This is a genomic window from Azospirillum thermophilum, from assembly GCF_003130795.1.
Lineage (GTDB): Bacteria > Pseudomonadota > Alphaproteobacteria > Azospirillales > Azospirillaceae > Azospirillum > Azospirillum thermophilum.
In genome coordinates, this window is the sequence record NZ_CP029357.1 from 611,875 (window position 1) to 627,974 (window position 16,100).

Sequence of the window (16,100 nt, forward strand, 5' to 3'; positions counted from 1 at the left end):
TCCGGCAAGAAGACGCTGTCGCCGGATCAGTGTCCGTTTGAAAAGGCTTCGAAGGCTCTCGTCACCCAGCCATCGTCATTCCCGCAAACGCCATTCCCGCGAAGGCGGAAATGCACGCCGCGCCGCTCTTCGGGCGCCTGATGCGCGACCTGCCCGCGGCCCTCAGAGTCCGGCGCGGGCCATGGCCTCTTCGACCGTCGCGTTGCCGTGGATGATGGCCCGGCAGGCCTTCATCACGCCCAGCGGGTTCTTCGCCTGGAAGACCGAGCGGCCGAAGAGGATGCCGGCCGCCCCGCTTTCCATAACCTCGCCGACGAGGGCGAGCGTGGCGCGGTCGGACCCCTGGCCGGGGCCGCCGGCGACCATCACCGGGACCGGAAGGGCGGCCGCGATCGGCCGCATTGCCTCGGCACTGCCCGGCCAGTCCGTCTTGATGATGTCCGCCCCCATCTCCATGCCGATCCGGGTGTGGAAGGCGACGAAGCCGGGATCGAACACATCCTTCGCCCGGGCGCCCCGCGCGCCCATCGTCTCGATGATGTGGACGATGCCGGCCTCGCGCGCCGCGGCGTTCACCGCCGCGTTCATCTCGACGCACCGCGTCTCGACGTCCGGGTCATTGTGACCGACGAACAGATAGGTGATGACGGCCTCCGCGCCGAGGGCGACGGCGTCGGCCACCGTCGCCACCAGACGCGAATGCCCGTCGGCATAGGCAAGCGGCGTCCCTTCCCGCCACATCGTCGTCTGGTCCAGGCGCAGGATCAGCGCCGGGCCGCCCCGCCCGGCAAGGCGGGCGCCATAGCGTGTCGCGGAGCCCAGCGGCAGGATGACGGCGTCGACCCCGGCCTCCGCCATCTGGTCGAGCGACTCCTCGGGCCGGGTCAGACCGGGGCAGGCACCGAGTTGCAATGCATGGTCGAACGCGATGCAGAACCCGCGGCGTGTCCGCGGATCGATCAACCGGGCCGCGCGACGCTGCTTTCCGATTTGTCCCAGCATGATGACGTCTTTCCTGTCTAGACCAGCTCGAACGAGATGCCGGCCTGCCGCAGCGCGGCGACCGTTCCCTCGTCCAGCGGCTTTGCGATGAGGATGCGGTCGAACTCGGCGAGGTCGGCCATGTGGTTGAGCGCCAGCGTCCCGAACTTCGACGGCGTGAGCAGGAGCGTCCGGCACTTCGCGGAGGCCATCATCGCGCGCTTGGCGCGCACGACCTCCTGGTCCTGATGGAAGAGCGCGGTGCCGACCACCGAGGATGCCGACACGAAGGCATGGTCGGCCCGCAGCTTGCCGAGCGCCTGTTCGCAGACGAGGCCGTAGAAGCCCTGGAGCGTGTCGTTGTAGACGCCCCCGGTCAGGATGAGCTGGAGGTTGGGGCGCCCGCGCAGCCGGTCGAAGGCCGCGGCCGAATTGGTGATGATCGTCACCGGTTCGCCGGGGTCGATGTCCTCGGCCAGCGCCAGGGCCGTCGTGCTGTCGTCGATCATGACGACGCTGCCGGGCAGGATCAGGCCGCCGGCCGCCCGTGCCAGGGCGCGCTTCTCCTCCGTCTCGATCTGCTGGCGATAGTGGAAGTTGCTTTCGAACAGCAGCGAGCTTTCCGCCGTCGCGGCGCCGCGCTGCTTGCGCAGCAGCCCGCGGCTTTCCAGCAGGTCGAGATCGCGGTGGATCGTCATGCGGCTGACGCCGAGCTGCTCGGCCAGCGCGTCGAGCTGGACCGTTCCCGCGACGACCACCCGGTCGATGATCGCCTTCCTGCGCTCCTCCGGGGTCATGGCCATGGCCGATCCACTCCTGGCGTCCGGGGTTCAGCAGCCGGCCAGGACGCGGGCAAAGAAATCCGCTCCACCCACCTGCCCTCCTTTGAAGACGATCTCCATGCCGTCGATCACGGCGTCACGGGAATGGACGCGGCACAGCGGCGCCCCGGGGACCAGCGGACCGGCCACCTCCAGGGCGTCGATCCCCATCGCCTGCGCGGTGTGGCTGGAGCTGTCCCCGCCGGCCAGGGCGACGCGGCCAATGCCGGTCGCCGCCACGATGTCGCGCAGCGCCCGGCCGAGGATGCCGCCGAGGATGCGCGAACTGTCGAAGCCGGTCAGGCCGCGGCGCTCCAGCGCGGCGCGGGTCGCCTCGATCCGCGGGTCGCCGGGACCGCGGGCGGTGTGGAGCAGGACCCCCTTGTGGCCGTCCAGCGCGGCCAGGACCTGGGCGGTCAATGCCGCCTTGAGCGGCCCTTCGTCCGTCCCCCCGATCAGCGCCACGGTGTCGAGCGCCAGCGGCGCGAACCCGTTCCCGGCGGCCCAGGCGATCTGGCCCTCGGTGATCGGCGAACAGCTTCCGCACACCGACAGGATGCGCCCGACCGGCCCACGGGCGGCGGGGATCGGTTGCCGGGGCAGGGCGCCGCTTCGCGCCAGATGCTCGGTCAGCGCATATTCCACGCCCGAGGAGCCGACGAGGAACACCGGCGCCGCCGCCGCCCGGTGCGCCATCAGCCGCCCGGCCGCCAGGGTGGTGGCCGCATCGAAGGTGTCGAGCACGACGAGCTCCGCACCCTCCGCGATGACCGCGTCGAGCGCCCGGTCGGCATCCTCCGCCAGCATCCTCAGGAAGTCGAACCCGACGATCCGGCTGTCCGTCTGCCGGGCGAGGTGGAGCCGCAGGTCGGCCTCCTGCATCGGCGTCACCGGATGCCGGCTCATCGTCGGGTGGCGGTCGATCCGGTAGACCTCCTGGTTGCCGGAAAAGCTGCCCGCCGCGAACAGGGTGGAGAACATGACGAACCGCTTGTGCCGCGCCACCCCGACAACGACGAGGGCCGGCGAGCCGAACACCCTGCGGCCGATCTCGGCGACCCGGCCGATGTTGCCGACGGTCGGCGAGGAGTCGAAGGTCGAGCAGGTCTTGTAATGGCAATAGGGCGCGCCCAGCGCCTTCAGCCGTTCGAAGACGGCGGGGAGTTCGCGGTCCATCCATTCCGGCGGACGGCTGCGGCTGGTGCCGGCGACCCCGACCACGCGCACCGCCGGATAACGGGCGAGATCCTCGCGCGTCGGCGGTTCGAGGAACAGCATCGTCGGGATGCCGGCCATGGCGACCGCCTCCATGGCGTCCGTGGAGCCCGTGAAGTCATCCCCATAGAAGGTGAGCAGAAGCGGCGTGGACTGCGTGGATGCAGATGCCATGACCGAGGTCTTTCCTGCTTGGTCGAAGCCTGTCGAAGCGGCTGGACGGCGCGGATGCCGCGCCCGGTCCGGATCCCCTGCCCCGCTTCCCATGACGAAACACAAACGATGTTCTATATAACGTGATCAGTGTGATAATGTGGGATGTCCGTGCGGGTGTCAACAGGTCCTTCCCGAACTGCGGTCTTCACTCTCCTGCCGGGCTGATTCGAACAGACAGCAAAGAGGCACAAGCGCGATGAACACCATCTGCATCACCATGGGAGATCCCGCGGGCATCGGACCGGAGGTGGTTTGCAAGGCCATCGCCGACATGTCGTCGGACGAGCGGGCGACCACCCTGGTCGTCGGGGATCCGGTCTTCATGGCGCGGGCGAACGCGCTGGTGAAGGCGGGCATCGCCTTCGTTCCCGACGACGGACCCTGCCGCCCCGGCGAGGTGCGCCTGTGCGCCGTCGAGGCGCCCAACCGCGACCGCATTCTTCCCGGCGTGCTGTCGCCGGATGCCGGCGAGGCCGCCTATCGCTGCGTCAGGAAGGGCGTCGAGCTTGCACGGAGCGGCGCCGCGGACGTGCTGGTCACGGCGTCGCTCAACAAGGCGGCGCTGCGGGCGGCCGGCCATCCCTACAACGGACACGCCGGGCTGCTCGCCCATTTCACCGGTGTCGCGAAGTCCTACGCGATCCTGTCCTGCCCGCAGCTTTCGGTGATCCACGTCTCCACCCACGTGTCGCTCGCCAAGGCGGCCGAGCTGTGCCGCACCTCGCTGATCCTGGAGACCATCCGCGCCGGTCATCGCCACATGCTGACCGCCGGGGTCGAGCGGCCGCGCATCGCGGTGGCCGGCCTCAACCCGCATTGCGGCGAAGGCGGGCTCTACGGCAGCGAGGACGACGACCATGTCGGCCCGGCCGTCAAGGCGGCCTGCGACGAGGGCCTGCTGGTCGCGGGACCGGTTCCCGGCGACGTCGTCTTCCAGCAGGCGGTGGACGGCAGATACGATCTCGTCGTCGCCCAGTTCCACGACCAGGGCCACATTCCGGCCAAGCTGATCGGCCGCCATGAGACGGTCAACGTCACCGCCGGCCTGCCGATCCTGCGCACGTCGGTTGACCATGGGACGGCCTTCGACATCGCGTGGCAGGGCGTCGCCGACCACCACAACATGAAGGCGGCCATCGCGCTGGCCCGCCGGATGCGGCTGCCCAAGCCCTGAGCCGGGCGGCGTCCGGCGAGAGATCACCGGACGCCGTTCGTCACCGCATCGGCCCGGCCGGAACGGGCGGCACGGGTGCGGAGACCTGCGGCAGATTCTCCCGGAAGATGACCTCGCAGCGCGGCGCCTCCGTACCGTCCAGCGGCGGGCGGGCGGCCCGCAGGTTTGCGAAGATGGAGGCGCAGGTCAGCATGATCCGGCGGGGATCGGAGGTGATCACCGCATCCATCGTCCCGTCGATCAGCAGGGACCGGGTCTGCGACGTCAGGCCGTGGCCGACGAAGACGACCTCCCTCTCGCGCCGCACCTCCTTGAGGGCCTTCGCGACGCCCAGGGCGCCGCCGCCGATGTTGTAGATCCCCGCCAGATCCGGATGGTGGCTGAGCAGGGCGCGCGTCTGCCGGTAGCTCTCGCCCTCGTCGTCGTGCGCCTCCCGCAGGCCGAGCACCTCGATCGCGGGGGAGGTCTCGTTCAAATAGTGGAGGAAGCCCAGCTCGCGCTCCTCGTGGGTGCGGTAGCTCAGGCTTCCGGCGATCATCGCGACCTTGGCCGGACGCGGCCCGATGAAGCGCGCGATCAGATAGCCCGCCGTGCGCCCGGCCGAGCGGTTGTCGAGACCGACATAGGCGACCCGGCGGCAGTTGAGGATGTCGGAGATCAGCGTCACCGTCGGGACGTTCCGGTCCGCCAGTTCGTTGACCGCCTCGCGGACGGCCGGATGTTCCAGCGCCATGAAGGCGATGCCGTCCTTCTTCCGGCATTCCTGGAGCAGGGCGCGCGCCAGGAGCTCCGGGTTGAAGCTCTTGATGAAGTCGACCTGCGCCTTCACCCCGAGGGCGGCGAGCGCCGCCTCCGAGCTGCGGATGAGCTGGCCCAGCCCGGTCAGGAACAGGTTGGTTCCGGCCGGCAGCAGGAAGGACACGCGGATCGGCTTCGGGGTGATCGCGTCGATCAGCGCCGCCTCGGGCAGATACTCCAGCTCCGCAGCGGCCTTCAGGACCCGCTGCACCGTGGCGGCGCGCACGCCGGGCCGATGGTTCAGCACGCGGTCGACGGTCGCCGTCGACACGCCGGACAGCCGGGCGATGTCGGCGATCCGCGGCAGACCGCGGACGCCGGCCTTCTGAGCGGCTGTCGTCCCTTCCAGGTCATCGGTCATCGCGGCCTCCGGGAAACCATCAAAAACCATCATCAATCGCGTTTGACAGCCGGAAATGCGAGAATTACCGTTTCGGCTATGCCCATCATAGTCCATCAAAATACGTCAGGGCCGCAAGGGGAAGAATCATGCTTCAGCTCTCGCGCCGCACCGTGCTCCAGTCTCTCGCCACCGCTCCCGTGGCCGGTGCCATCCTCGGAATGCCGCGCATCGCGCGCGCGGCCGAGTTCGAGTTCAAGTACGGCAACAACCTGCCGCTCACCCATCCGCTGAACATCCGCGCCCACGAGGCGGCCGAGCGCATCCGGCGCGAAAGCGGCGGCCGGGTCGACATCCAGATTTTCCCGAACAACCAGCTCGGCGGCGACACCGACATGCTGTCGCAGGTGCGCAACGGCGGCATCACCTTCTTCACGCCGTCCGCCCTGGTGATCGCCACGCTGGTCCCGGTCGCCGCGATCAACGCCGTGGGATTCGCCTTCGCCGATTATTCCCAGGTGTGGTCGGCGATGGACGGCAAGCTCGGCGAGGCGGTGCGCACCGCCATCGGCAAGGTCGGTCTCTACGCCTTCGAAAAGATGTGGGACAACGGCTTCCGCCAGATGACCAGCAGCGGCAAGCCCATCGAGTCCGTCGGCGACATGAACGGCCTGAAGATCCGGGTGCCGGTCAGCCCGCTCAGCATCGCGATGTTCAAGGCGCTGTCGGCCTCCCCGGCAAGCCTGCAGTTCAGCGAGGTGTACTCCGCCCTCCAGACGCGGGTGGTCGACGCCCAGGAGAACCCGCTGCCGATCATCCAGGTCGCCAAGCTCTACGAGGTGCAGAAATACTGCGCCCTGTCCAACCACATCTGGGACGGCTACTGGTTCATCGCCAACGGCCGCGCCTGGAAGAGCCTGCCGGCCGACCTGCAGAAGATCGTCGCCGCCGCCATCAACGATGCCGGCATGCAGCAGCGCGAGGACATCAAGGCCCTCAACCAGTCCGTCCAGACCGATCTGCAAAGCAAGGGCCTGGCGTTCAATCAGCCGAGCCCCGACAGCTTCCGGGCGAAGCTGCGCGACGCCGGCTTCTACGCCGAGTGGAAGGGCCGCTTCGGCGAGGATGCCTGGGCTCTCCTGGAGGGGGCCGTCGGCAAGCTCGCCTGAGGAGCGGGACCATCCATGGACAATCGGGCGAAGGAGGGTGCGGCCATGTCCCACCATACTGCCAGCTTTGATGTGGAGACGGCGAAGCCGAACGGACTCTCGCCCAGGCTCCTCGCGGACCGGCTCGACCGCGGTCTGGCGACCGTGGTCGAGGGCGTGGCGGCGCTGCTCGTTCTCGTCGAGATCATCGTCCTCCTGGCCGGAGTGACGACGCGCTATGTCTTCCACGCGCCGCTGGTGTGGTCCGACGAGCTCGCCTCCATCCTGTTCCTCTGGCTGTCCATGCTGGGGGCGGTGGTCGCGCTGCAGCGCAGCGCGCATATGCGCATGACGGGAATGCTCGGCCTCTTCGGGGCCCGTGCCCGTCCACTGCTGGAGGCGATGGCCGTCACGGCGCCCATCGCCTTCCTCCTGCTGATCCTGTATCCGACGCTGGACTACGCGATCGAGGAGCAGTTCATCGTCACGCCGGCGCTGGAGATCAGCAACGCCTGGCGGGCGGCCGCCCTGCCCACCGGGCTCTTCCTGATGCTGGTGGTCGGGCTGTTCCGTCTCGTCCATCTCGGATCGTGGCGCCTCGCCTTGTCGGCAACGGCGCTGACGGCCGCCGCGGTGGGGCTGTTCTGGCTGGCCGGGCCGCTGTTCAAGCCGCTGGGGCAGGTGAACCTGGTCATCTTCTTCGTCGGCGTGGTGGCGGTGAACGTCTTCGCCGGGGTGCCCATCGCCTTCTCCTTCGCGCTGGCCACCTTCGGCTATCTGTCGCTGACCACCAAGACGCCGTTGCTGGTGATGGTCGGGCGGCTGGACGAGGGCATGTCGCACCTGATCCTGCTGGCGGTACCCCTGTTCATCTTCCTTGGCATGCTGATCGAAATGACCGGCATGGCGCGGGCGATGATCCAGTTCCTCGCCGCCCTGCTCGGGCACGTGCGCGGCGGGCTGTCCTATGTGCTGATCGGGGCGATGTACCTCGTATCCGGCATCTCCGGATCCAAGGTCGCCGACATGGCGGCGATCGCCCCCATCCTGTTCCCGGAGATGAAGAAGCGCGGAGCCCCTCCGGGCGACCTCGTGGCGCTGCTGTCGGCCACCGGCGCGCAGACCGAGACGATCCCGCCGAGCATCGTCCTGATCACCATCGGCTCGGTCACCGGCGTGTCGATCGCAGCGCTGTTCTCCGGCGGGCTCCTTCCGGCCCTCGTCCTGGGCGCCGCGCTGTGGGCGGTGGTCTGGTGGCGGTACCGCCACGAGGATCTGAGCCAGGTCGGCCGGCCGTCCAGGATGGAGATCGGACGGCTCGCCATCATCGCGCTGCCTGCCATCCTGCTGCCCTTCGTGATCCGGGCCGCGGTGGTCGAAGGCGTCGCCACGGCGACCGAGGTGTCGACCATCGGCATCGCCTATTCGGCGGTGATGGGTCTCCTCGTCTACCGCCAGTTCGACTGGACGCGCCTGAAACCGATGCTGATCGAAACGGCGACCCTGACCGGCGCCATCATCTTCATCGTCGGCTGCGCCACCGCCATGGCCTGGGGCCTGACGCAGTCCGGTTTCTCCCGCGACCTCGCCCGCTGGATGGCCGGCATCCCCGGCGGCAGCTATGGCTTCCTCGCCATCTCCATCGTCGCCTTCATCATCCTGGGCAGCGTGCTGGAGGGCATCCCCGCCATCGTCCTGTTCGGGCCGCTGCTGTTCCCCATCGCCCGGGACGCCGGCGTGCACGAGGTCCACTACGCGATGGTGGTCATCTTCGCCATGGGCATCGGCCTGTTCTCCCCGCCGTTCGGGGTCGGCTACTACGGCGCCTGCGCCATCAGCAAGGTCCATCCCGACGAGGGACTGAAATACATCGGCGGCTATGTCGCGGCGCTCTTCATCGGCCTCGTCGTCGTCGCCGCCATTCCCTGGATTTCCACGGCCTTCGTTCCCCAGTGACGATGCCGGTCCACCGATACACATGCAGGAGTTCGTCATGAGCCGCTTTTTCGGTCACATTCGGCAGGCCGGCTATGTCGTGAAGGACATCGAGGCCGCCATGGACTACTGGAGCCGGGTTCTCGGCATCGGCCCGTGGTTCTACAAGGAACGGGTCCCCATCGTGAACTACACCTACCGCGGGGAGCCCTACGAGGTGCACAACTCCGTGGCGCTCGCCAACTCCGGCCCGCTGCAGATGGAACTGATCCAGACCCGCAACGACGTGCCGTCCATGTACCGGGATTTCCTCAAGGCCGGCAACACGGGCCTCCAGCATGTGGCCTACTGGACGGAGAGCTTCGACGCCGACCTGAAGCGCCTGACCGGGCAGGGATTCAAGGTGGTGATGAGCGGCGAGGTCGGCGAGCGGGGCCGCTTCGTCTACTTCGACACGGAATACCATCCCGGCACGGTGATCGAACTGTCGGAGGTCGCCGGCCCGAAGGGAAAGATGTTCGATCTGATCCGCGGAGCCTCGATCGATTGGGACGGCCGCGACCCGGTCCGTCCGTTCCCCGACCTGACCCGGCTTTCCTGAGCCGGGACCCCCGCGGTCCGAGGGGCGGCGGCGGACCGGCCGGCGCCATCCTCGACGGGGACATCCCCGCAGGACGGTCCGCCACCCTCCCTTCGGCCGGCAGGCCCGTGGCCTAGAAGGCGCCGGTCAGGCCCATCTGCCAGAAATCGGCCTCCAGGCGGCAGGCCTGGCGGAAGATCGTGACGAGCTGCGGGAAGCGCTGCTGCGTCATGCTGCGCGCCGCCAGCCGGTCGAGCGTCGCGCGGGCGCCGGCCGCCACCTGCTGGTAGGCCTCCCCGGAATACTCCGCGATCCAGGCACGGTAGGAGTTGTCCTCGGCCGCCGCCCGCGGATCGGCGGCGAGCCGGCGGGCGATCTCGGCATAGCCCACCACGCAGGGGGCGAGCGCCACATGCAGGTCCAGCAGGTCGCCGCGCATCCCGGTCTCCAGCACATAGCGCGTGTAGGCCATGGTCGCCTTGGCCTCGGTCGCCCGCTCCAGGTCGGCCGGCCCCAGCCCCCAGCCGCCGCACAGCCGCACATGCAGGTCCATCTCGACGTCGAGGATCGCCTTCAGCCCGGTGAAGGCCGCCTGCATGTCGGCCAGCGACTGCCCCTTGTAGACCGCCAGCGCATAGGCGCGGGCGAAGTGGATCAGGAACAGGTAGTCCTGCACCAGATAGTGGCGGAAGGCCCGCGCCGGCAGGGTGCCGTTGCCGAGCTGCCGCACGAAGGAATGGTCGACATAGGCGGCCCAGTCGTCCCGCGACTCCGCGACCAGCCGGTCGAACAGATCAGCGCCCTCGGCCATCATCCGTATCCTTCCTCACTCGTTCCCCGCCACCTCCCGCCGCGGCGGACACCGCCGGCGCCCGGCAGTTCATACCGGCTCCGCCGGGCCGCCGCCAGATGGTTGATCGGCATAGCGCACCCGTCCGCCGTCATTTCGACAATCCTCGAAATATCGTTGACCACCCCGGCCCGGCAGATTATTTTGATGATCATCGAAATATGAAGCCGGCAGGCTGGCCGCCGGCGCCGGAGACACCCGTGGAACAGCGGTCGATGGAGAAGGCGGAGGTCCTGGCGGCACTCGCCGCCCTGGCGCAGGAAACGCGGCTGGACATCTTCCGGCTGCTGGTCCAGGCGGGGCCTGACGGCGTGGCGGCCGGCGCCATCGCGCAGGCGCTGGGCGTCGCGCCGGCCACACTCTCCTTCCACCTCTCCACCCTCAGCAGCGCCGGGCTGATCCTGCAGCGCCGGGTCAGCCGGTCGCTGATCTATTCGGCCGATTACGACCGGATGAACGGCCTGCTGGGCTTCCTGTCCGAGAATTGCTGCGGACAGCCGACGGCCGCCGCCGCCTGCATCCCGATCTGCGCCCCGGCGCCCGCGCCGGCCGGCCGCGAGACCGCTCCAAGCCAGGGAGACGACCATGAAGCGCCTGCATGTCCACGTTGCGGTTTCTGATCTCGGACAATCCGTCCGCTTCTATTCCACGCTCTTCGCCGCGGAACCGGCCGTCCTGAAGGACGACTATGCCAAGTGGATGCTGGAGGACCCGCGGGTCAACTTCGCGATCAGCGCCCGGGGGGCCGCTCCGGGGATCGAGCATCTCGGCATCCAGGCGGAGGACGAGGACGAGCTGGCGGAGATCCACGGCCGCCTGCGGCAGGCCGAAGGGCCGGTGCTGGACGAGGGGGAGACGACCTGCTGCTATGCCCGCTCGACCAAGTCCTGGATCTCCGACCCGACCGGCATCGCGTGGGAGACCTTCCTCACCACCGGCGAGAACACGACCTACGGCGACAGCGCCCTGATCCGCCCGGCCACAGCCGGCGAGGCGAGCGCCTGCTGCGGCCCGAAGCCCGACTTTTCCGCGGCGACGGCCGCCGCCGGTCCGGCAGCCGGGTCAGGCTGCTGCGCCCCGAAGGCGGACTCCGCCACCTCCTGCTGCGGCTGAGGCCGCCCATGACCGACACCGCCCGAAATGAAGACCTGAGGAGCGAGCGATGGCCGAGGAGCGAGTCTACAATGTCCTGTTCCTGTGCACGCACAACAGCGCGCGCAGCGTCATGGCCGAGTGCCTGCTGAACCGCGAGGGCAAGGGGCGGTTCCGCGCCTTCAGCGCCGGCAGCATGCCGTCCGGCCGCATCAACCCCTTCGTGCGCGACCTGCTGGACCGCTCGGGCTTCGCGACGGCGGATCTGCGGTCCAAGAGCTGGGACGAGTTCGCGACGGCGGACGCCCCGCCCATGGATTTCGTCTTCACCGTCTGCGACGACGCGGCGGGCGAGGTCTGCCCCGTGTGGCCCGGCCAGCCGGTGACGGCGCACTGGGGCTTCCCCGATCCGTCGGGCGCCGAAGGCTCGGACGCCGAGAAGGCGGCCTTCGCCGCCGGCGTCTTCCGGCAGATCCAGCGGCGCATCCAGGCCTTCGCCAGCCTGCCGATCGGCTCGCTTGACCGGCTGTCGCTGAAGCGCAAGCTGGACGAGATGGCGGCCGACGATACCGTCGGCGCCCGCTGACCCCAACAAGGACGGTCCATCATGACGGCCGATATCCACGGCGCCCCGGCGGCCCGCCCGGCCATGGGCGGCTTCGAGCGCTACCTCAGCGTCTGGGTGGCGCTGTGCATCGTGGCGGGCATCGCGCTCGGCCACCTGATGCCGGGCCTGTTCCAGGTCATCGCGGCGGCGGAGGTCGCACAGGTCAACCTGCCGGTGGCGGTGCTGATCTGGCTGATGATCGTGCCGATGCTGCTGAAGATCGACCTCGGCGCGCTGGGTCAGGTGCGCGAGCACTGGCGCGGCATCGGGGTGACGCTGTTCATCAACTGGGCGGTCAAGCCCTTCTCGATGGCGCTGCTCGGCACGCTGTTCATCGGCCACCTGTTCGCCCCGCTGCTGCCGCAGGACCAGATCCCCTCCTACATCGCCGGGCTGATCCTGCTGGCCGCCGCCCCCTGCACCGCCATGGTCTTCGTCTGGTCCAACCTGTGCGAGGGCGAGCCGCATTACACGCTGAGCCAGGTGGCGCTGAACGACGTCATCATGGTCTTCGCCTTCGCGCCGCTGGTCGGGCTGCTGCTGGGCGTCGCCTCGATCACCGTGCCGTGGAGCACGCTGCTGCTGTCGGTGCTGCTCTACATCGTCATCCCCGTGGTGGCGGCGCAGCTCTGGCGGCGCACGCTGCTGGCCCGCGGCGGCGAGGCGGCGGTGAAGCGGACGCTCGGCCTGCTCCAGCCGCTGTCGCTGGTGGCGCTGCTGACCACGCTGGTGCTGCTGTTCGGCTTCCAGGGCGAGCGGATCCTGGCCCAGCCGCTGGTGATCGGCCTGCTGGCGGTGCCGATCCTGATCCAGGTCTACTTCAACGCCGGCCTCGCCTACTGGCTGTCGCGGCGGTTCGGCGTCGCCTGGTGCGTCGCGGCGCCGGCGGCGCTGATCGGAGCATCCAACTTCTTCGAGCTGGCGGTGGCCGCGGCGATCAGCCTGTTCGGGCTGGGGTCCGGTGCGGCGCTCGCCACCGTCGTCGGCGTGCTGGTCGAGGTGCCGGTGATGCTGTCGGTCGTCCGCATCGTCAAGGCGACCCGGCCCTGGTACGAGGGGCGCGCCTAAACCACCACCCGCACCGCGCGCGCCTCCCGCGGGGACAGGCCGAAGCGCCGCTTGAAGGCGGTGGAGAAGTTGGCGGGGTTGTCGTAGCCGGCGGCGTAGGCGGCCTCCGTCACCGTCACGCCGTCGCGCTCCAGCAGGCGGCGCGCCCGGTCCATCCGCAGGCTGCGGTGATAGTCGGCGACGGTGGTGCCGTAGACGGCCCGGAACAGGCGTTGCAGGACGCTGACGCTCATTCCGGCATGGCGGGCGATGTCCTCCAGGCGGGGGCAGGCGCCGTCCTGCGCGTGGAGATAGTCGCGCACCCGCCGGATGCGGGCCAGGTCCCGTTCGCCGGGCGTCCGGCCGCCGGACGGATCGCCCGCCCCGCCGGAGAGCACCGCCAGCAGCTCGGCCACCAGTTCCAGCGCGTGGCTTTCCAGATAGAGCCCCTCCAGCGACGGCCGGTAGGGCGTCGGGCCGGTCAGCCGCTCCGCCAGCCGGATCTGGCCCGCCGAGGGCGCCCAGCCGGCGCTCGCCCCATGGGTTTCGGCGAAAAGGCGCAGCCGGCGGTCGGCGGCCAGCGGATCGTCCGCCAGCCAGTCGGGCGGCACGTTGATCGACAGCTTGCGCACCCGGTTGCCGCGCATGCCGCGGCGGATGAACAGGTCCGGCTCCGCCCGCGCCAGCAGGAACACCTTCGGCCCCGTGCCGGCCGTTATGCGGAAGCGGCGGTCGCCGAGCGAGATGTCGGCGTCGCCACGCAGGAACAGCGCGACCGTCAGCCCCGGCTTCGCGGCCGCGTGCGTCGTCAGGTCGACGGCGTCCGTCGCGTCGGTGGCGTGCAGCGACAGGCCGCAGCGCATGGACATCAGGCGGAACCGTCCATGCAGGACGGGATCCTCCGGCTTGAGGTCCGGCGCCGTCAGCGCCGGCACGGGGCCGTCGCCGCGGCGCAGGACGCCCATCAGGTCGCGATAGGTCAGGCAGGCGGCGGGAAGGCTGTCGGCCCGGCCGCCGTCGTCTGGCTTGGTCATGTCACTCCCCCGTCTTCGACCGGCCCGCAAAGATCTTCGACCGTCCGGCAAAGGCGCCCCTCCGCCAAAAGGGCTATACCGGCGTCGTGGCGGCCGGCCACGCCGAAGGCCCGGTCGCCGTCGAGAATTGCGAGTAATTCTTATTATCGCTAACACAGCAGAGAAGCCGCCGTCCAGAGCGGGCGCCGGCCGGAGAGGATGACCAGCCATGACCATGCCGTGCGGTGCCGGGCGAGACCCGCGGACTCCTGAGACGACCGGGCCGGGACAGCGGGCCGCCGGGGGCAAGGCGCTGCTGCTCGCCACCTCCATCCTGGTGCCGCTGGCGCTGGCCGGCCGGGCCGAGGCGCAGCAGCAGCCGGGCGCCCTGACCCTGCAGCCGGTCCAGGTGGAGGGCGCCGCCGTCCGCGACATCGAGACGACCGGCGCCATCCCGCAGGAGAAGATCGACCGCGAGCAGCCGCTGACCCTGCAGAAGCTGTTCCGGGACGAGCCCGCCGTCACCGTGCCGAGCGGCAGCACCGCGTCGCAGAAGCTCTATGTCCACGGGCTGGACCAGGCGAAGCTGAACGTGACCGTGGACGGCGCGCCGCAACGCAACAACGTCTGGCACCACAACGGCAACCTGACGCTCGACCCCATCTTCCTGAAGTCGGCGGAGGTCCAGGCCGGCGTGTCGCCCGCCGATTCCGGCTTCGGGGCGCTGGGCGGCTCCGTGCGCTTCACGACCAAGGACGCCCGCGACATGCTGCTGCCCGGCCGGGAGACCGGCGGCACCGTCGTCCTGGGCTACGACACCAACTCCAGGACCTTCCGCACCACCGGCGCCGGCTATGGGGTGAAGGACGGGTTCGAGCTGCTGGGCATCGGCACCGTCGCCCGCGGCAAGGACTACGAGAACGGCCACGGCCGCAAGGAGGCCGGCACCGCCACCGACCTGATGAGCGGGCTCGGCAAGCTGGCCTATGAATCCGCCGACGGGCACCGCGTCCATGCCTCGATCGAGCGGGTGGAGGACGAAGGGACGCGCCGCCTGCGCCCCAACATGGGCTTCATCAACAACGCCACCGGCCGGCTGCTGAACCACACCAGGGCGACGCGCACCACCGCCACGGCCGGCTACAGGACGACCAAGCCGACCGACCTGTTCGATCCCGACATCAACGTCTACTACAACAGGAACGGGCTGGACCGGCCGAACGAGAACCGGCTGCCCACCCCCCACGGCGACTTCAAGGCCGAGGTGGAGAGCATCGGCGGCACGATCAGGAACAGCTTCGCCATCCCCACGGGCAGGCTGACCGCCGGCGTCGACTTCAACCGGGACGAGGTGTCGCTGGAGCGCTTCCACTTCCCGACCGACGCCAGCGAGCGCATCACCACCATCGGCGGCTTCGTCCAGGCGCGGCTGTCGCCGGTGGAGCGGCTGCGCCTGTCGACCGGCCTGCGGATCGACCACCAGAGCTACCGCGCGGTGGACGGCCAGACCTTCGACAACACCGGCCTCAGCCCCAACATCTCGGCGGAAGTCGACGTCGGCGGCGGCGTCACCGCCTTCGCGGGCTACGCCTATGTCTGGGGCGGGCTGGAGATGGTGGAGACGGCGCTGTTCCATGCCAACAACTACCGCTATTCGCCGGACCTCCGACCGACCGCCGCCCACACCATGCGCGGCGGGCTGCGCTATGCCGACGGCGGACTGACGATGGAGGGCGCGCTGTTCCGCACCCTGATCGACAACCCGCTGGACATGAACTACACCACGCTGCGGCGGATCAACGGCCAGGACCTGAAGAGCCAGGGCTTCGACCTGTCGGCCGGCTACCGGTGGGCGAACGCGGGCGTCAACGCCAAGTACGCGCACAGCGACGTCACCTATGGCGGCCGCATGGTGCTGCCCAGCGACTACAACACCGGCGCCCCGGTGGGCGACATGCTGACGCTGGCCGGCCGCTACACCGTCGAGGACTGGCGCCTGACGCTGGGCGCCTCGTCGGAGTTCGCCTTCAAGATCAAGGACGATGCGTTGCGCGCCGCCGGCTTCGGCTCGCTGAGGGCATATCAGGTCGCGAACCTGTCCGCCGAGTGGCAGCCGGCGCCCTCCCTCGCCAACTGGACCCTGCGGGCGGAGGCGAACAACATCTTCGACCAGGCCTATTCCGCCCGCTCCACCTATGGGCAGACCTCGGTCATCACGCCGGTGCTGTCGCAGGGACGGACCTTCTACCTGTCCTCGACCGTCAAGTTCTGACGGCGCCCCCA

15 protein-coding genes are annotated in these 16,100 nt (G+C 69.5%); 9 read left to right on the forward strand and 6 right to left on the reverse strand.

Going from position 1 to position 16,100, the window contains the following annotated elements; genetic code table 11:
- Positions 1–162: 162 nt before the first annotated feature.
- Genes DEW08_RS27545 through DEW08_RS27555 form a run of 3 tightly spaced genes read right to left on the reverse strand, consistent with a single transcriptional unit; the run spans position 163 to position 3,191 of the window.
- Positions 163–1,002, reverse strand: coding sequence for a class I fructose-bisphosphate aldolase (locus DEW08_RS27545; RefSeq protein ID WP_109333331.1), 840 nt, complete (start codon positions 1,000–1,002; stop codon positions 163–165).
- A gap of 17 nt (positions 1,003–1,019) precedes the next feature.
- Positions 1,020–1,784 (reverse strand): DeoR/GlpR family DNA-binding transcription regulator, encoded by a 765-nt coding sequence (locus DEW08_RS27550; protein WP_109333333.1) that lies wholly within the window; start codon positions 1,782–1,784, stop codon positions 1,020–1,022.
- 27 nt (positions 1,785–1,811) lie between these two features.
- The gene (locus DEW08_RS27555; protein ID WP_109333335.1) at positions 1,812–3,191 is read right to left on the reverse strand and encodes a four-carbon acid sugar kinase family protein; all 1,380 of its coding nucleotides are present in this window, start codon (positions 3,189–3,191) and stop codon (positions 1,812–1,814) included.
- A gap of 238 nt (positions 3,192–3,429) precedes the next feature.
- Here DEW08_RS27555 and pdxA point away from each other — a divergent pair, with 238 nt between their 5' ends.
- On the forward strand, positions 3,430–4,407 hold the full coding sequence (gene pdxA, locus DEW08_RS27560; RefSeq protein WP_245987028.1) for a 4-hydroxythreonine-4-phosphate dehydrogenase PdxA: 978 nt from the start codon (positions 3,430–3,432) through the stop codon (positions 4,405–4,407).
- A gap of 40 nt (positions 4,408–4,447) precedes the next feature.
- Here the strand turns inward: pdxA and DEW08_RS27565 are convergent, their stop codons facing one another.
- A complete protein-coding gene (locus DEW08_RS27565; protein WP_109333337.1) occupies positions 4,448–5,566 on the reverse strand; it encodes a LacI family DNA-binding transcriptional regulator in 1,119 nt (372 codons plus the stop codon).
- Between the two features lie 128 nt (positions 5,567–5,694).
- Between DEW08_RS27565 and DEW08_RS27570 the strand changes: the two genes are divergently transcribed.
- From DEW08_RS27570 to DEW08_RS27580, 3 genes are read left to right on the forward strand one after another with little or no spacing between them, the layout of a single operon-like run.
- Positions 5,695–6,714, forward strand: coding sequence for a TRAP transporter substrate-binding protein (locus DEW08_RS27570; RefSeq protein ID WP_109333339.1), 1,020 nt, complete (start codon positions 5,695–5,697; stop codon positions 6,712–6,714).
- A 45-nt stretch (positions 6,715–6,759) separates the two neighbouring features.
- Positions 6,760–8,649 carry a TRAP transporter large permease gene (locus DEW08_RS27575; protein ID WP_109333341.1) on the forward strand — a complete coding sequence of 630 codons (1,890 nt, stop codon included), beginning with the start codon at positions 6,760–6,762 and terminating at the stop codon, positions 8,647–8,649.
- A 37-nt stretch (positions 8,650–8,686) separates the two neighbouring features.
- Positions 8,687–9,229 carry a VOC family protein gene (locus DEW08_RS27580; protein ID WP_109333512.1) on the forward strand — a complete coding sequence of 181 codons (543 nt, stop codon included), beginning with the start codon at positions 8,687–8,689 and terminating at the stop codon, positions 9,227–9,229.
- 112 nt (positions 9,230–9,341) lie between these two features.
- On the opposite strand, the gene tenA is transcribed toward DEW08_RS27580, so the two are convergent.
- Positions 9,342–10,022: a thiaminase II gene (gene tenA, locus DEW08_RS27585; protein WP_245987029.1), complete on the reverse strand. Its 681-nt coding sequence runs from the start codon at positions 10,020–10,022 to the stop codon at positions 9,342–9,344.
- A gap of 251 nt (positions 10,023–10,273) precedes the next feature.
- Here tenA and DEW08_RS27590 point away from each other — a divergent pair, with 251 nt between their 5' ends.
- The 4 genes from DEW08_RS27590 to arsB all read left to right on the forward strand — a co-directional run bounded on the left by DEW08_RS27590 (position 10,274) and on the right by arsB (position 12,825).
- Entirely contained in the window at positions 10,274–10,678 is a 405-nt protein-coding gene (locus DEW08_RS27590) for an ArsR/SmtB family transcription factor (protein ID WP_109333344.1), read from the forward strand.
- Positions 10,644–11,171 carry an ArsI/CadI family heavy metal resistance metalloenzyme gene (locus tag DEW08_RS27595; RefSeq protein WP_109333346.1) on the forward strand — a complete coding sequence of 176 codons (528 nt, stop codon included), beginning with the start codon at positions 10,644–10,646 and terminating at the stop codon, positions 11,169–11,171. The genes DEW08_RS27590 and DEW08_RS27595 overlap by 35 nt, the downstream gene beginning before the upstream one ends.
- A 49-nt stretch (positions 11,172–11,220) precedes the next feature.
- Complete coding sequence (locus tag DEW08_RS27600; protein ID WP_109333348.1) at positions 11,221–11,736, forward strand: arsenate reductase ArsC; 516 nt, start codon at positions 11,221–11,223, stop codon at positions 11,734–11,736.
- Positions 11,737–11,799: 63 nt separating this feature from the next.
- Positions 11,800–12,825, forward strand: coding sequence for an ACR3 family arsenite efflux transporter (gene arsB / locus DEW08_RS27605; protein WP_109333516.1), 1,026 nt, complete (start codon positions 11,800–11,802; stop codon positions 12,823–12,825).
- Here the strand turns inward: arsB and DEW08_RS27610 are convergent.
- Positions 12,822–13,838 carry a helix-turn-helix domain-containing protein gene (locus tag DEW08_RS27610; protein WP_109333350.1) on the reverse strand — a complete coding sequence of 339 codons (1,017 nt, stop codon included), beginning with the start codon at positions 13,836–13,838 and terminating at the stop codon, positions 12,822–12,824. The genes arsB and DEW08_RS27610 overlap by 4 nt on opposite strands.
- A gap of 208 nt (positions 13,839–14,046) precedes the next feature.
- Here DEW08_RS27610 and DEW08_RS27615 point away from each other — a divergent pair, with 208 nt between their 5' ends.
- On the forward strand, positions 14,047–16,089 hold the full coding sequence (locus DEW08_RS27615) for a TonB-dependent receptor domain-containing protein (RefSeq protein WP_245987030.1): 2,043 nt from the start codon (positions 14,047–14,049) through the stop codon (positions 16,087–16,089).
- Positions 16,090–16,100 lie beyond the last annotated feature (11 nt).

What these genes read in the sequence shown, in the direction of transcription:
- DEW08_RS27600 (WP_109333348.1), top strand. Translation starts at nt 11,221, where the DNA reads ATGGCCGAGGAGCGAGTCTACAATGTCCTGTTCCTGTGCACGCACAAC.
- DEW08_RS27570 (WP_109333339.1), top strand. Translation starts at nt 5,695, where the DNA reads ATGCTTCAGCTCTCGCGCCGCACCGTGCTCCAGTCTCTCGCCACCGCT.
- DEW08_RS27610 (WP_109333350.1), bottom strand. Translation starts at nt 13,838, where the DNA reads ATGACCAAGCCAGACGACGGCGGCCGGGCCGACAGCCTTCCCGCCGCC.
- DEW08_RS27550 (WP_109333333.1), bottom strand. Translation starts at nt 1,784, where the DNA reads ATGGCCATGACCCCGGAGGAGCGCAGGAAGGCGATCATCGACCGGGTG.
- arsB (WP_109333516.1), top strand. Translation starts at nt 11,800, where the DNA reads ATGGGCGGCTTCGAGCGCTACCTCAGCGTCTGGGTGGCGCTGTGCATC.
- DEW08_RS27615 (WP_245987030.1), top strand. Translation starts at nt 14,047, where the DNA reads ATGACCATGCCGTGCGGTGCCGGGCGAGACCCGCGGACTCCTGAGACG.
- DEW08_RS27590 (WP_109333344.1), top strand. Translation starts at nt 10,274, where the DNA reads ATGGAGAAGGCGGAGGTCCTGGCGGCACTCGCCGCCCTGGCGCAGGAA.
- DEW08_RS27565 (WP_109333337.1), bottom strand. Translation starts at nt 5,566, where the DNA reads ATGACCGATGACCTGGAAGGGACGACAGCCGCTCAGAAGGCCGGCGTC.
- tenA (WP_245987029.1), bottom strand. Translation starts at nt 10,022, where the DNA reads ATGATGGCCGAGGGCGCTGATCTGTTCGACCGGCTGGTCGCGGAGTCG.
- DEW08_RS27595 (WP_109333346.1), top strand. Translation starts at nt 10,644, where the DNA reads ATGAAGCGCCTGCATGTCCACGTTGCGGTTTCTGATCTCGGACAATCC.
- DEW08_RS27575 (WP_109333341.1), top strand. Translation starts at nt 6,760, where the DNA reads ATGTCCCACCATACTGCCAGCTTTGATGTGGAGACGGCGAAGCCGAAC.
- DEW08_RS27555 (WP_109333335.1), bottom strand. Translation starts at nt 3,191, where the DNA reads ATGGCATCTGCATCCACGCAGTCCACGCCGCTTCTGCTCACCTTCTAT.
- DEW08_RS27580 (WP_109333512.1), top strand. Translation starts at nt 8,687, where the DNA reads ATGAGCCGCTTTTTCGGTCACATTCGGCAGGCCGGCTATGTCGTGAAG.
- DEW08_RS27545 (WP_109333331.1), bottom strand. Translation starts at nt 1,002, where the DNA reads ATGCTGGGACAAATCGGAAAGCAGCGTCGCGCGGCCCGGTTGATCGAT.
- pdxA (WP_245987028.1), top strand. Translation starts at nt 3,430, where the DNA reads ATGAACACCATCTGCATCACCATGGGAGATCCCGCGGGCATCGGACCG.